Here is a 481-nt window from a genome sequence, read left to right as displayed (position 1 = left end):
GATGTCCACCTGCGGCAGCGGCGCCACGGGCAACAGAAAGAACGCAAGCATGCCGGCCATTACGACCGCCAGGCTCAGCAGCGTGGTCGCCACCGGCCGGCCGATAAAGGGGGCCGACAGGATCATCGCGCGTCTCCGGCGGACGGCGCACCCGCGCCGCGCCAACGGCGGGACATGCGATCGAACATCAGGTAGATGACCGGCGTGGTGAACAGCGTCAGCACCTGCGACAACAGCAGGCCGCCGACCATCACCAGGCCCAGCGGCTGGCGCAGTTCAGCGCCGGTGCCGGTGGACAGCATCAGCGGCAAGGCGCCGAACAGCGCGGCCAGCGTGGTCATCAGGATGGGCCGGAAGCGCAGCAGCGCGGCCTCGTGGATGGCCTCGCGCGGCGCGAGTCCCCGCTTGCGTTCGGCGTCCAGCGCGAAGTCGATCATCATGATCGCGTTCTTCTTGACGATGCCGATCAGCAGGATGATCC

2 protein-coding genes are annotated in these 481 nt (G+C 68.2%); both read right to left on the bottom strand.

Going from position 1 to position 481, the window contains the following annotated elements; translation table 11 throughout:
- Nucleotides 1-126, bottom strand: a 126-nt coding sequence (locus OEJ37_RS35175; protein WP_411859308.1) for an efflux RND transporter permease subunit, incomplete at its 3' end; no start/stop codon positions are given.
- The coding region (locus OEJ37_RS34820) for an efflux RND transporter permease subunit (protein WP_263349533.1) at nt 123-481 on the bottom strand (359 nt) is incomplete at its 5' end. The genes OEJ37_RS34820 and OEJ37_RS35175, both read right to left, overlap by 4 nt.

It is taken from the genome of Burkholderia sp. BKH01, assembly GCF_025685725.1.
Taxonomy (GTDB): domain Bacteria; phylum Pseudomonadota; class Gammaproteobacteria; order Burkholderiales; family Burkholderiaceae; genus Burkholderia; species Burkholderia pyrrocinia_C.
Note: the sequence above shows the minus strand (reverse complement) of the source record. Positions and strands in the feature narration are given on the sequence as shown.